The following is a 12771-nucleotide window of genomic DNA, read 5'->3' on the forward strand; positions in this document are numbered from 1 at the left end:
CGGATGGAGGTCGCGCGGGTTCCCAGGACGTGGGAGCCCCGGCGGCACGGCACAGCGGTGGCCCGGGGATCGTACGGGTCCGGTCGGGCGCGGCTCAGTGCCGGCCGAGCAGGAGGTCCGGGAGGCGGGTGAGGGCGCGCCGGAACGGGCCGCTGTCGCCGAACAGGCGGCCGTGCACCAGGCCGCCCTCCATCAAGGCGAACGCGTCCTCGGCGGCGGTCCGCGCGTCCTCGCCGGAGCGGCCGCCCCGGCGCGCCGCGTCGGCCATCGCGCCGATCCACAGCTCGGCGACCCCGGCCGCCCGCCGCCGCACGGCCTCCGGGACGCCGCCGAGCGTCATGCTGTCCATCACGCAGGACAGCAGGCCGCCGCCGTACAGCCCGCCGATCAGCCGTGCCGACCGGGTGATCCCGGCGCGCGGGTCCGGGTCGTCCCGCAGGGGTGCCAGGGCCTCGACGAACAGCCGTTCCACCCGTTCCAGCACCGCCTCGGCCATCTGCGCCTTGCCGTCCGGGAAGCGGTGGTAGAGGCTCGCCCGCCGCAGGCCCGCGGCCTCGGACAGGGCGCCCAGGGACGCGCCCTCGTAGCCGGCCGTGCGGAACACCTCGGCCAGCCGGTCGCTCAGGTCGTCGTCGCGCACGGACGGGGGACGCGCCATCCCCCATGGATACCGAACGTACGGTCAACGCGCAAGAGAACGTCCCGTCCGGGTGCTGTCTGCCGTCTCACGTTGCTTTACCGATCGTTCGGTAATAGCTTGGCGGTTGTCGCCACCCGACGACCACCGGAGAGGACACCGAGATGCCGTACATCACCGTGGGACGCGAGAACAGCGCCGACATCGCCCTGCACTACACCGACCGGGGCACCGGCCGGCCTGTCGTGCTCATCCACGGCTACCCGCTGTCCGGCGCCTCGTGGGAGAAGCAGGAGCAGGCCCTGCTGGACGCCGGCCACCGGGTGATCACCTACGACCGCCGGGGCTTCGGCAAGTCCGACCAGCCGAGCACCGGCTACGACTACGACACCTTCGCCGACGACCTGGCCGCCGTGCTCACCGCGCTGGACCTGACCGACGTCACGCTGGTCGGCTTCTCCATGGGCACCGGCGAGGTCGGCCGCTACCTCGCCCGCCACGGCGCGGGCCGGGTCGCCAAGGCGGCGTTCCTGGCGTCGCTGGAGCCCTTCCTGCTCAAGACCGACGACAACCCCACCGGCGTCGACGGCAGCGTCTTCGACGGCATCCGGGCCGCTGCCAAGGCCGACCGCTACGCCTGGTTCGACCAGTTCTACCGAGACTTCTACAACCTCGACGAGAACCTGGGCAGCCGGATCAGCGAAGCCGCCGTGCGCACCAGCTACGCCGTGGCCGCCGGTGCCGGGGCCAAGGCGTCCTGGGCCGTGGTGTCGACGTGGCTGACCGACTTCCGCGACGACGTCGCCAAGGTCGCCGAGACCGGCGTGCCCGTGCTGATCGCGCACGGCACGGCCGACCGCATCCTCCCGATCGACGCGAGCGGGCGCGAGTTCGCCAAGCGCCTGCCGGCGGCCCGGTACGTCGAGATCGAGGGCGCGCCGCACGGGTTCCTGTGGACCCACGGCGACGAGATCTCCGACCTGCTGGTGAGCTTCCTCGCCGACTGACCCGCCGCCGGCTGGACGCCCTCGGTCCCCTGGCGACCCAGGGGACCGAGGGCGTCCAACGCCGTCCGCGCTAGCGGGGCGGGGTGGCGAAGACCAGGCCCTGGCCGGGGCTCGACGCGAAGCCGCGGTCGTCACGGGTCACGATCTTCACCCGGTGCTGGCTGTCGGGGGCCAGGCCGGTGAGGGTCGTCTGCTTCTCCGGTACGAACGCGACCTTGACCCCGTCGAGGTACACGTCGTGGCCCCTGGTCTCGAACCACCACGGGACCGACTGCCAGGCCAGGGTGACCGTGGTCGGCGTCGACGCCGTCACGTGCAGCCCGGTCGGCCGCACCGGTCGTTCGATGATGATGCCCTCCACCCACAGGGTGCCCAGCACGTCGCCCTGGCCCGGCGCGAGCGTGCACGTCGTGGTGATCGTGCCCAGCGGCCTGCCGTCGGCCAGTTCCGGGCGCAGGCTCAGCTCCAGGTCGCCCAGGCGGATCACGTGGTCGCCCGCTCGCCGGAAGAACATCAGCGCCGGGAAACCGCCGGCGGCGCGCAGCGAGAAGCCGCTCCCGCCGACCCTGGTCGGGGCGAAGGTCAGGCCCGCCTCGGCGGTGTGCGTCCCGCTCGGCCCGTCGAAGGTCGCGCCGAGCGTCGCGGTGCTGTCGCCGTCGATCCGCAGCCCGCCGCCCAACCCGTTGCCCGGCCCGCCGCTCAACCCGTTGCCCAGCACCGCCGGGTCGCCGCCGAGCGACACATCGACGTCGATGTAGGTGTAGTCGCCGTACGCGGTGCTGTTGGGCTTCCAGGTGTCGTCGGGCAGCCCGCCCTTCACCTGGGCCCGGACGGGCAGGCTGTGCCCGTTGGGCAAGGCGCACCGGTAGTCGAAGCCCGCCTCGACCGGTCCGGCCGCCGCCGGGCCCGCCACCGCGACGACCGCGCCGGAGCAGAACAGCCCCAGCACCAGCGACCTGATCGCGAAACGCCGTGCTCTGCTGGTAGATCGCACGAGATTCCCCTCTTCCCGCCGAAGTACAAGCCCGATGGTCCGTGCGCCCGCTGCCCAGGATGCCACCGGCGCGCCGCCGGCCGGGGGGCGTTCGCGCGATCCGGTGCGAGCCCGCGAATCCCCGACGACAGGGCGCGGCGTGAACCCGAAGTCTCGCGTGGCGGCCCCGCCACGAGGGGTCTGCCGTCTGCTAACGGCGTCATCGCCGCACCACGCGCTCCCGCCGCCGCCGGCGCACCGCCCGGCCCGCTTCGGGGTGCCGCCATTCGCGCTAACACCTGCGAGGGAACGTTGTCACCTCGATCTTGACCAGGCCCGACGGGCGTGGTGAGGATCTGCCCGTGCCGCCGCACGCCGAGGAACGGATTTGCCGATGTCACGCAGACACCTGGGTGCCGTGCTCGCCGCGGTGCTCGCCGCCGGGTTGGTCACCGCCGGTGCCCACGCCTCCCCGACGCAGCCGGCGGTGGGCGAGCCGCGCACCGAGGACGGGTGCGCCCGGATCGAGAAGTCGTTGCCGGTGCTGTCCGACTGGCCGGCGGTGGACAGCCGCGTCGGGTCCGGCGCGGGCGACGAGCGGAGGATCCGCAAGCTCCTCGGGTCGATGACCCTGGCCGAGAAGGTCGGCCAGATGGCACAGGCCGAGATCGGGACCATCACGCCGGACGAGGTGCGCGAGTACGGCATCGGCTCGGTCCTCAACAGCGCGGGCTCGTGGCCGGGGCTGGACAAGCACGCCGCTCCCGGCGCGTGGCTCGCCCTCGCCGATTCGTACTGGAACGCCTCGACCACCTCGCGCACCCGCGTGCCGGTGATCTGGGGTACCAGCGCGGTGCACGGCCACAACAACGTCTACGGTGCGACGGTCTTCCCGCACAACATCGGTCTGGGCGCGGCGCACGACCCGTGCCTGGTCCGCGAGATCGGCGAGGCGACGGCGGAGCAGCTGCGCGCCACGGGCCAGGACTGGGCGTACGCGCCGGGGCTGGCCGTGCCGCAGGACGACCGCTGGGGCCGCACCTACGAGGGGTACTCCGAGGACCCGAGGATCACCCGCGCGTACGGCTACGAGGCCGTGAAGGGCCTTCAGGGTGCGGACCGGCGGCGGGTCGGCGTGCTGGCCACGGCCAAGAACTTCGTCGGCGACGGCGGCACGCTGCGCGGCCGAGACCAGGGCGTGACCCCGTCCTCCGCCGCCGAGATGATCAACCTGCACGGGCAGGGCTACTACGGCGCGCTGGCGGCCGGGGCGCAGACCGTGATGGTGTCCTACAGCAGTTGGGCCAACGCCGAGGTCGGGATCGACGAGGGCAAGCTGCACGGCAGCAAGACGACCATCACCGACGTGCTCAAGGGCAAGATGGGCTTCGACGGCCTCGTCATGACCGACTGGAACGGCATCGGCCAGGTCCCCGGCTGCTCGAACTACTCGTGCCCGCAGGCGATCAACGCCGGCATCGACGTGGTGATGGTGCCTACCGACTGGAAGGCGTTCATCGCCGACACCGTCGCCCAGGTCGAGAGCGGGCAGATCCCGTTGTCCCGCATCGATGACGCGGTGACCCGGATCCTGCGCGTCAAGCTGCGCGCGGGCGTGCTGGACGGTGTGCAGCCCTCGGCTCGCGCGGGTGCCGGGTCCGCGAAAGCCTTGGCAGCGCGCAAGGTGGCCCGTGAAGCGGTGCGCGAGTCCCAGGTGTTGTTGAAGAACAACGGCGGCGTGCTGCCGCTCAAGCCGCGCTCCAAGGTGTTGGTGGTCGGCAAGAGCGCGGACAGCCTCCAGAACCAGACCGGCGGCTGGACGTTGTCCTGGCAGGGCACCGGGAACGCCAACGCGGACTTCCCCAACGGCACCACGATCCTCGGCGGCCTGCGCGAAGCGCTGGGAGCGCAGAACGTCGTGTTCTCCGAAACCGGTGACGTGGACCCGGCCGGGTTCGACGCGGTGATCGCGGTGATCGGCGAAACCCCGTACGCCGAAGGCACCGGCGACCTGGGCCGGCGCAGTCTGGAGGCGGCGAAGCTGTACCCGCGTGACCTGGCCGTGCTGGACAAGGTCCGGGGTCGTGGCGCGCCGGTCGTCACCGTCTACGTGTCCGGCCGGCCGTTGCACGTCAACAAGGAGCTGAACCGCTCGGACGCGTTCGTGGCGTCGTGGCTGCCCGGCACCGAGGGCGGCGGCGTCGCGGACCTGTTGGTGCGCGGACGTCACACGTACCCGGGCTTCACCGGCACCCTGTCCTACTCGTGGCCGCGCAGCGCGTGCCAGACCTCGCTCAACCCCGGCCAAGCGGGCTACGACCCGCTGTTCAAGCCGCGCTACGGCCTGAAGTCGTGGCAGCGCACCACCATCGGGCAGTTGGACGAGTCGTCGCCGGCGGCCGGGTGCGACGACGACGGTGGCGGCGGCACGGCGACCGAGGACCGGCGGCTGTACGTGGCCGGGGACGTCGCGCCCTACCGGGGCTACATCGCGTCGCCGGACAACTGGGACGGCACCGAGATCGGACCGGACGGCACGGCCGCGCACAGCTCGATCGCCATCACGCCGGCCGACGTGAACGCGACCGGTGACGGGCTGCGGGGGACGTGGCCGGGCACCGGGCCGGGGCAGGTCTTCCTGGCCGACCCGGCCGGTGGCACGGACCTGCGCGGCTACCTCAACGCGAACGCCGCCGTGGTGTTCGACGTGGTGGTGCACCGGCCGCCGGCCAACCGGACGGCGTTGGGCGCGCACTGCGGGTGGCCGTGCCTGGCCGAGGTCGACGTCACCAAGGTGCTCACCGACCTGCCGGTGGGCACGCGGTCGACGGTGAAGATCCCGGTCTCGTGCCTGGCGGCGGCCGGGCTGGACCTGGAGAAGGTCAACATCCCGTTCCTGGTGTTCACCGACGGCCCGTTCGAGGCGTCCTTCGCGAACGTCCGCTGGGTGCCGAAGGCCGCCCAGGACCCGGACGCGAAGACCTGCGCGGACGTGGGCTGACGTGCTGAGGGCGGGGCGCGGACACCACCGCGCCCCGCCCCCGGGCCACCGCAGGAGCGGCGGGCCGTGATCACCGCGCAGCCGCGGCGGGGCTCACGCCCGCCCGTCGGCGAGGTCTTCCAGGCCGCGCCGGTCGAGCACGTCGAGCCGCTGCCCGTCCGCCGACTCGGTGCGCTTGACCAGGCCCTTGCGCTCCAGGTGACCCATCGTCTTGCGGAGCTTCTCGGTCGCCAGCGAACCCTTGCCCTTGGCCGCGAACTCGGTCTTCTGCTCGACCGCCAGGGTCGGCGCGACGGCCTTCTTCCACGCGCTGAGCAGGGCGGAGCGCGGCACGGACGGCGCGCCGCCGGCCACGTCGAGGATGATCCCGGCCAGCACCCGCCCGAGGTCGTCCTGGGTCGCCGAGCGGCGCTTGACCAGTTCCTCCACCGACGCGCGCGGCTCGCCCTCGGACGTGCCGGGCACGTCCAGCCCCGCCAGTCGCGCCCACAGCGCCTCGTCGGCCGCGGTGGGCTTGTACCCGGCGTCGAGCACGGCGGCGCGGTGGGTGTCGATGGCCGTGCCCAGGGCGAGCACCAGGTCGGTCAGCTCGTCGCGGACGTCGTCGCCGCGCAGCCGGCGGGCGGCCTGCGCGATCTGGCGGTGGTGCTCGCGCAGCAACGTCTCGAAGTGGGCGGTCTTGCTCGCCTTGGTGGCGTCCTCGGCCGCGTCGAGCTGGTACTCGGCCTGGGTGATCTCCCCCGACGCCGCCCGCGCCCGTGCCTTGGCGCGCACGGCCGTGCGGTGCGTGCGGGCCACCGCGATCCGGTCGAGCATCGCCCGCATCACCCGGTCGGTCTGCTCGACGTGGGTTTCGGCGGCGAGCAACCGCCACGCGTCGTCGTCGCGGTTGCGCAGCACGTCGTTGATGTAGTGGTAGGCGGCCGAGTCGTCGTCGGGCGGGTAGGGCAGTGTCACGTGTCGATCCTCGGTAGTGGGGTGCGCGGGACCCCAGCGGGGACGACAGGGCCGGTGACAAGGGTGCCTGGCCTGGTCGGCGAGCGCGGTCGCGGGGTGGTGTGCACGGAGCTGCGCACCGGGTGGTACGGCCCCGGCGAGGCCGGACGGGTCAGTGCCGGCTGAGGTCGAGGCCGTTGACCGGGCGCACGCCGTCGGCGAAGCGGAACTCAACGGTGGGCGCGAGGCCCTACAGGTTCCGGAAGTGCTCCCGTGCGAAGTCGGAGAGTCGTTGCGCCGCGACGGAGAAGTAGGCGTCGGCGCGCCAGACGAGGGTGAGGCTGCGGTAGCAGTCCGGGGCGTCGAGGTGCAGCCAGACGCCCCGGGCGTGGGCCTCGGGCCGGCGGGAGAACTCGGGCACCAGGCCGACGCCGAGGCCGGCGACGATCAGCTCGCCGGTGGCGCCGGGTTCGTCGGTCTCGCAGGTGTAGTCGGGGTGCAGGCCGGCCGCCGCGAACACCCGGTCGGCCAGCTCGCGCGGCCAGTAGCCGGGGCGGGTGGTGACGAACGGCTCGCCGGCGACGTCCGCCAGCCGGACCCGGCCGCGTTCGGCGAGCCGGTGGCCGGGCGGCACGGCGAGCAGCACCTCCTCGCGCAGCAGTTCCGCCGTGCGCAGGTCCGGGCCGGGCAGCGGCTGGGAGGCGAAGCACAGGTCGACCTCGCCGGCGCGCAGCTGCTCGGCCATGGCCGGGGCGGAGGACTGGTACAGCCGGATGTCCACGCCGGGGTGCTCGGCGCGGAACCCGGTGAGCAGGCCGGTGAGGGTGAGCAGGGTTTCGGCCGCGACGGCGACGTGGCCGCGGTCGGGTTTCCACCTGGTGCGCCACGACGAGGAGGACGCGCTGCCGCTGCCCCGCGACGAGCGCGAACTGCCGTTGCTGATCGCCGACCGGGCCTTCGCGGCGGACGGTTCGCTGCGCTACCCGTCGCTGGACCGGTCGCTGACCACCGTGCCCGGCGTCGAGGAGGACTACGTCGAGGGCGTGCTCGGCGACGTGATCCTGGTCAACGGCGCGCCGTGGCCGGTCGCCGAGGTGCCCGCGACCAGGCACCGGCTGCGGCTGCTCAACGGCTCCAACGCCCGCCGCTACGACCTGGCGCTGGACCCCCGCCACCCGGCGGCGGCGCGTTCACCCAGATCGGTTCCGACCAGGGCCTGCTCGACGCACCCCAGGTGCACGACCACGTGCCGATCGCCCCGGCCAAGCGGTACGACGTGGTGGTCGACTTCGGCCGCTACCCGGTCGGCACCGAGGTGACCCTGGTCAACCGCCTGGGCGCTGGCCCGGCCGCGCACGTGATGCGGTTCCGCGTCGCCCGCCGCGCCACCGACGACACCCACGTCCCGGACCGGCTGGCCGACCTCGACCCGCTCACCCGCGACAGGCGGGCGTGACCAGGGACTTCTCCTTCCGCGGCGGCCTGGTCGGCGGCCGGCACGGCTGGACGATCGGCGGTGAGCCCGACGCGCCGTCCCGGATCGACGCCCGCCCCCGCCTGGGGGACGTGGAGATCTGGCGCTTCGTGGTCGACCTGCACCACCCGGTGCACCTGCACCTGGTGGACTTCCGGGTCCTCTCCCGGGGCGGCCGCGCGCCGGCACCGCACGACGTGGGCCGCAAGGACACCGTCGACCTGCGCCCCGGCGAGGCGGTGGAGGTGATCGCGCGCTTCGACGGCTACCGAGGCCGGTACATGTTCCACTGCCACAACGCCGAGCACGAGGACATGGTCATGATGGCCAACTTCGAGACGATCTGACCACGCTGCCCCGTCCACGAGGACGCGACGGCCGGCGGGCGGGGTATCCGCCGGCCGGCCGTCGCTTCCGTGTCACGCGGTCCGCGCCGCGCGGATCAGCCTTCGAACGCGGTGGCGGCCCCGTAGTTGCACATGCTCGGTGCCATCACCTCCTGCGGGCTGCCCCAGCCCGCGCACCGGTACGAGGAGTGGCCGTACCAGTCGTGGCCGAACTCGTGGGCGGCCAGCAGGGCGTCGTCGTTCACACCGCCCATGTAGAGCGCGATCCGCTGGCCCTGTCCCCAGTTGCAGCCCACGACCCGGCTGCCGCCGCCGCAGTCGGCGATGTAACCGTTGCGGCACTCCACCGGGGTGCCGCTGGCGCTCTCGGTCAGCCCGTTCCAGGCCCGCGCGCCGGTGCGGATGGCGGACGCGTAAGCCGAGCAGGAGCTGAGGATCCGGTAGGTCCGCGCGCGCGGCACGGGCCACCCGGCCGCCGGGGCGGCGGAGAGCAGGTTCGCGGGCGCTCCCGCGACGTCGACGACGCTGGTCGCGTGGCCTTCGACGGTGAACGAGCCGTGCGAGTTCGGCGCGACGAGCACGGCGACGACCAGGGCCAGCAGGGCAGGTGCCAAGAACAACTTCTTCACGTTGCTCTTCCTTTCATTGCAGGGACCCGACGCGTTGCAGGGCACATCGGGCGTATTCGAAGCTAGCGAATTGACCGGACCACCCTCAACCCCTCGGCAGAGTTCCGCCCACTCCGCGCAAGATCTCCACCACATGCCCGTGAACAGCTGTTACGTGAGATTGAGGCCCCACCCGGGATAGCCGGTGTGAATTTAACAAGTCAACCCGACAATGCCACGCCACCACGAATAGGGCACATATCGGCCCTTTGCGACCCGTAGCTCCGCCGTTATCTCCGGGTAGTGCCGGTCGTTGCGGTAGGTATACCCGGTCAGGTCGGGCGGATCCACTCCTGCGGGTGGCGGTCGGCCCGGCTCGCCTCGTCGGCCTGCGCCGCGTTGTAGAGGGCCCACCCGGTCGCCGTGACGGGGTCGTGCTCCGCGCTCGCCGCGACGGCCGCCAGCGCGTGGGCACGGGCCGCCGCCGCGCGTTCCTCGCCGGTGTCGGCGTCCCGGCGACGCATCTCGGCGTGCAACCGCTCGATCACGTCCATCGACTCGGGCAGCGGCAGGCATCGCCGCCACCGCAGGTGCAGGGCAGCACGGTACTCGGCGTGCGCACGGGCCAGCGGCTCGTCGCCGGGCACCACGCCGTGCGCCCGGCAGGCCCGCTCGGCGACCGCGCGCGCCGGCTCGTGCGACGGTTCGTCACCGGGCCGCAGCCACGCCCGGGGGTTCGCGGGCCGGAACCGCTCCGGGCCGACGACCACCGCGGCGGGCAGCTCCCGCGTCGGCCAGTCGCCCGGGAGTCGAACGCCGGAAAACCGTTCCAGGAAAGCCAACCCGGCGGCGCGGGGCCGCTCCCCGAACGGCAACCCGTCCAGGTACGGTCGCGCCGCGTCCGGCCGGTCGCCACCGCGTGCCGCGCCGCCGAACTCCAGCGCCGAGAGCACCCGGCCGTCGCACGCCACCATCAGGAGGCTGTCGTACTCGACGTTCCAGTACACGCTCGCCGCGACCGTCCCGACCGACAGCGCGGCGAGGACGTCCCGGCCCGCGCCGTGATAACCGTTCTCCTCCCCCAACAGCGCCCACCCGTCGACGTGGTCCGCGACGACAAGCGGCAACTCATCCGGAAACGCCGTGGTCGCCGCCCTGGCCACGTCGACCAGCGTCGCGGCGTGGCCCATGAGCGGGGCGTCGAACCGGTCCGACGCCTCGGCCACGGACAACCCGCGCACCACCGTCAGGCACATCGCCTCCGACGGCCACGCTCCCCCGGCAGCCGCCAGGGCGGCGTAGTACCCGACCGCGTCGGGACGCACCACAGGCTCAGGCAACATCCCGCCACCCTAGGCGCGTGGCCCTCTACCGAGTGCGGACCTGGCCCAGGGCCGCGAGGACGGCGTCCACCCGCCCGTCGAGCGGTCCGTCGAGTTCCAGCACGGCAGGTCGGTCCACGCGTCCAGCGGATCGGCGTGCACCAGGTCCAGCAGCGCCTCGTTCATCGCCGACCGGAGACCTGGCACCGCCTCGGCCGCCCGGATCACCACGGCCGACCGGCGATCAGTCCCACCAGAACGTCCACGAGTGGTCGCCGACGAGACGTTCGGCGTACCTCGCGAGCGTGTGCGGCTCGTCGTCCTGCCAGATGTTGTCCGGGCACAGCGCGAAGTGCTCGGCGGCGACCGCCAACGCCTCATCACGGGTGGTGGGCGGCGCGGCGACGGAGAGCAGCAGGGTCGCGAACCCGACCGCGACGACCCGCGCGCCGAACCGCTCCTCCCAGCTGCGCAACACCGCCGACAGTTCCGCGGTGTCGTCGGTGTAGTTGGTCGGCCCCTGCCACCCGACCACCGTCACGGCGTCGGCCGCGCGGCCGACGGCGACCAGGCCCAGCCGCACCGACGGGTGGCCGGCCAGGATCTCCTCGGCCAGGCCGTCGGCGATCCGGCCGGCATCGGCGCTCACCGGCCGGCCGGGCGCGAGCCCCGGCCACCGGCTGCCGTACGGGGCCGTCACCGCGTCCCGCTCGGCGGGCGTCGCCGTGTCGTCGAGCGCGTCCTCGACGTGCTCGCCCCACCACCGTTCCAACAACCGCGCGGGGTCGTGGCCGGCGGGCGACGACATCCGGCCGGGCGTCACCTCCCCGTTGCCCCACGGCCGGTAGTCGGCGTCCTCGTCGTCCAAGGCGTCCAGCAGCAACGGCCACAGCCCCGACCGGTCGTGCTCGGCACGCAGCCGGGCCCACAGGCCTGCGGGTGCGGGCCCGTCGCTCAGCCAGAACCCGGGCCGGCCGCCCGCGTCGTCCGCAGCGGCGACCGAACGGCCCGGCGGCAGCGGGACCGACAACGTCCGACCCACGTCGACGCCCCCGGCGAACAGCGCCCGGAGATCGTCGGGCAACGGCGGTTCAGAGATCATGCCGCGGATCGTAGGCGGCGAGCACGACCCGCGGACCCACCTTCAGCGTGATCCTGCGGTCCCCTGGACCTCCGGGTAGTGCTCGACGTGAACGGCCCGGGTGAACTCGTCGCCGTCTTGGCGGTGACAGCGGTAGTACACGTAGTACTGGCCGTGCGGCGCGGCGCGCGTTCCCGCCGGGTAGGGCTTCTTGTACTCCTCCACGACGTACGGGGTGAGCTGCGCCGTCCTGGCCGAGAGGTAGAACTCGGGCGGCGTGAAGTGGTCCCACGCGGCAGCGAACCCGCCGGCCTCGGGTGCGTGCGGGTCGAACTCCCCCTGGCCGTCGAGGACGACGACGAACATCGCCCGCACCTCGCGGGCGATCGGACGGCAGGCGACCACCAGCTCGTCGAACAACCGGAACCCGTCCTCGACGGCCGTCGCCTCCACGTAGTCGTCGCCGACGAGATCGTCCACGTGCACCGAGTCGAAGCCGAGCTCCCGGTAGTGCCGCCCCGCCAAGGCATCGCGAGCCCACTCACCGATCACGGTTCCTCCCCCGCCGACATGTCGATCACCGCCCACGCTGCCACACGCCCGTCCGACGACCACCACGATTTTCCGGGCGGCCTCCAGCCGGAGCGCGCCGGGAATCCGCTCCTGAACCGGGCCTGCCGGCCAGGCGACCACCGCCACCGGGACCTTGCCGAAACCGCACGGATCGGTGCCGGCACGGGACACCTCTGGTGAGACTGGCGGCAACCCGACAGCGAAGAGCCCTCGATGAGCACCGCCGACTCGGTCACGTCCTGCTGGTCCGCCGCACCGCCTGACCCCCGACGGAAGGAAACCGCCATGCCCACCCGACGACACGACACCCCGCCGCCCCGGACCGGCGGCAGCGAGACCGAGGTCCTGCGCGGCTTTCTCGACTACCTCCGGACCTCGATCGCCACCAAGGTCGACGGCGCACCCGAACCGCACGTCCGCACGGCGGGGGTGCCCTCCGGCACCACGCTGCTCGGCCTGCTGACCCACCTGACCGCCGTCGAACGCTCGATGTTCCTCGGCGACCAGGTCACCGACTGGCAGGCGACCTTCCACGCCCCGCCGGACGACAGAGCCGCCGACGTCCTCACCCGCTACCGGACGGCGGTCCGACGCGCGAACGAGGTGCTCGACACCTGCGCCGACCTCGACGCGCCGGTCCCCCGACCGGGCCGGCCCGCACCCAGCGTGCGCTGGGCCCTCGTCCACCTGATCGAGGAGACCGGCCGGCACGCCGGCCACGCCGACATCCTCCGCGAACTCATCGACGGCTCCACCGGACGCTGACCCGCGGGTGGCCCGCCCAGGACGACGGCGAGCCACCCGCCGGACAC

General features: G+C 73.2%; 11 protein-coding genes and 1 pseudogene. 4 read left to right on the top strand and 8 right to left on the bottom strand.

All coding sequences use genetic code 11. From position 1 onward, the window contains the following. Positions 1 to 94: 94 nt before the first annotated feature. Positions 95 to 658, bottom strand: coding sequence for a TetR/AcrR family transcriptional regulator (locus BN6_RS23195; protein WP_015102183.1), 564 nt, complete (start codon positions 656 to 658; stop codon positions 95 to 97). Positions 659 to 801: 143 nt separating this feature from the next. Here BN6_RS23195 and BN6_RS23200 point away from each other — a divergent pair, with 143 nt between their 5' ends. Then, positions 802 to 1644: an alpha/beta fold hydrolase gene (locus BN6_RS23200; RefSeq protein ID WP_015102184.1), complete on the top strand. Its 843-nt coding sequence runs from the start codon at positions 802 to 804 to the stop codon at positions 1642 to 1644. Between the two features lie 70 nt (positions 1645 to 1714). Here BN6_RS23200 and BN6_RS23205 read toward each other — a convergent pair whose 3' ends face one another. Further along, on the bottom strand, positions 1715 to 2638 hold the full coding sequence (locus tag BN6_RS23205; protein ID WP_015102185.1) for a fibronectin type III domain-containing protein: 924 nt from the start codon (positions 2636 to 2638) through the stop codon (positions 1715 to 1717). A 373-nt stretch (positions 2639 to 3011) separates the two neighbouring features. Here BN6_RS23205 and BN6_RS23210 point away from each other — a divergent pair, with 373 nt between their 5' ends. Beyond that, a complete protein-coding gene (locus BN6_RS23210) occupies positions 3012 to 5618 on the top strand; it encodes a glycoside hydrolase family 3 protein (protein WP_015102186.1) in 2607 nt (868 codons plus the stop codon). 93 nt (positions 5619 to 5711) lie between these two features. Here BN6_RS23210 and BN6_RS23215 read toward each other — a convergent pair whose 3' ends face one another. Next, positions 5712 to 6575, bottom strand: a complete 864-nt coding sequence (locus BN6_RS23215; protein WP_015102187.1) for a hypothetical protein — start codon at positions 6573 to 6575, stop codon at positions 5712 to 5714. A gap of 229 nt (positions 6576 to 6804) precedes the next feature. Beyond that, positions 6805 to 7497 (bottom strand): LysR substrate-binding domain-containing protein, encoded by a 693-nt coding sequence (locus tag BN6_RS23220; protein WP_084672735.1) that lies wholly within the window; start codon positions 7495 to 7497, stop codon positions 6805 to 6807. Here BN6_RS23220 and BN6_RS43020 point away from each other — a divergent pair. Continuing rightward, positions 7418 to 8375 (top strand): annotated as a pseudogene (locus tag BN6_RS43020) (multicopper oxidase family protein); the annotation flags it as partial. The gene BN6_RS23220 and the pseudogene BN6_RS43020 sit on opposite strands and share 80 nt — an antisense overlap. Before the next feature lie 95 nt (positions 8376 to 8470). On the opposite strand, the gene BN6_RS23235 reads toward BN6_RS43020, so the two are convergent. The 4 genes from BN6_RS23235 to BN6_RS23255 form a co-directional block, all read right to left on the bottom strand. Next, complete coding sequence (locus tag BN6_RS23235) at positions 8471 to 9004, bottom strand: hypothetical protein (protein WP_015102191.1); 534 nt, start codon at positions 9002 to 9004, stop codon at positions 8471 to 8473. 311 nt (positions 9005 to 9315) lie between these two features. Then, positions 9316 to 10326: a DUF6461 domain-containing protein gene (locus BN6_RS23240; protein WP_015102192.1), complete on the bottom strand. Its 1011-nt coding sequence runs from the start codon at positions 10324 to 10326 to the stop codon at positions 9316 to 9318. Between the two features lie 223 nt (positions 10327 to 10549). After that, complete coding sequence (locus BN6_RS23250; protein ID WP_015102193.1) at positions 10550 to 11407, bottom strand: DUF4253 domain-containing protein; 858 nt, start codon at positions 11405 to 11407, stop codon at positions 10550 to 10552. A 42-nt stretch (positions 11408 to 11449) separates the two neighbouring features. Then, positions 11450 to 11938 (bottom strand): hypothetical protein, encoded by a 489-nt coding sequence (locus BN6_RS23255; RefSeq protein ID WP_148302976.1) that lies wholly within the window; start codon positions 11936 to 11938, stop codon positions 11450 to 11452. Positions 11939 to 12244: 306 nt separating this feature from the next. On the opposite strand from BN6_RS23255, the gene BN6_RS23260 reads away from it, so the two are divergent. Continuing rightward, complete coding sequence (locus tag BN6_RS23260; protein WP_015102194.1) at positions 12245 to 12724, top strand: mycothiol transferase; 480 nt, start codon at positions 12245 to 12247, stop codon at positions 12722 to 12724. Positions 12725 to 12771 lie beyond the last annotated feature (47 nt).

It is taken from the genome of Saccharothrix espanaensis DSM 44229 (assembly GCF_000328705.1).
Taxonomy (GTDB): Bacteria; Actinomycetota; Actinomycetes; order Mycobacteriales; family Pseudonocardiaceae; genus Actinosynnema; species Actinosynnema espanaense.

What these genes read in the sequence shown, in the direction of transcription:
- BN6_RS23240 (WP_015102192.1), bottom strand. Translation starts at nt 10,326, where the DNA reads ATGTTGCCTGAGCCTGTGGTGCGTCCCGACGCGGTCGGGTACTACGCC.
- BN6_RS23250 (WP_015102193.1), bottom strand. Translation starts at nt 11,407, where the DNA reads ATGATCTCTGAACCGCCGTTGCCCGACGATCTCCGGGCGCTGTTCGCC.
- BN6_RS23195 (WP_015102183.1), bottom strand. Translation starts at nt 658, where the DNA reads ATGGCGCGTCCCCCGTCCGTGCGCGACGACGACCTGAGCGACCGGCTG.
- BN6_RS23200 (WP_015102184.1), top strand. Translation starts at nt 802, where the DNA reads ATGCCGTACATCACCGTGGGACGCGAGAACAGCGCCGACATCGCCCTG.
- BN6_RS23210 (WP_015102186.1), top strand. Translation starts at nt 3,012, where the DNA reads ATGTCACGCAGACACCTGGGTGCCGTGCTCGCCGCGGTGCTCGCCGCC.
- BN6_RS23260 (WP_015102194.1), top strand. Translation starts at nt 12,245, where the DNA reads ATGCCCACCCGACGACACGACACCCCGCCGCCCCGGACCGGCGGCAGC.